This window comes from Adlercreutzia equolifaciens (assembly GCF_029076695.1).
Lineage (GTDB): Bacteria > Actinomycetota > Coriobacteriia > Coriobacteriales > Eggerthellaceae > Adlercreutzia > Adlercreutzia equolifaciens_A.
On the sequence record NZ_JARFIK010000361.1, the window covers coordinates 1 to 304 of the forward strand.

Sequence of the window (304 nt, forward strand, 5' to 3'; positions counted from 1 at the left end):
CAATCTGCCCCGTGCCAATGCCTTCCCCGTGGTAAACGGCATGAACGACACCTCTATCGCTGACGCTTAGGTGCTCGAGATCTTCTTCAACAACTCGAAGTCCTGCGTGCTGTGGGGCACCGACCCCTCCCAGTCCAACGTCGCCTCCGGTGGCCGCGCCCTTACCCAGCTGCGCAAGAGCGGCTGCAAGACCGTGGTTATCGACCCGCGCCTGACGCCCGACGCCGCCAAGGCCGATGTGTGGCTGCCCATCCGCCCCGGCTCCGACGTGGCCCTGGCCCTGTCCTGGTTTCGCTATATCATG

1 protein-coding gene is annotated in these 304 nt (G+C 64.5%); it reads left to right on the forward strand.

What is annotated here, in order from left to right:
* Positions 1 to 70: 70 nt before the first annotated feature.
* Positions 71 to 304 (forward strand): molybdopterin-dependent oxidoreductase (locus PZH32_RS12750; RefSeq protein ID WP_275208626.1); only part of this gene is annotated, 234 nt, incomplete at its 3' end.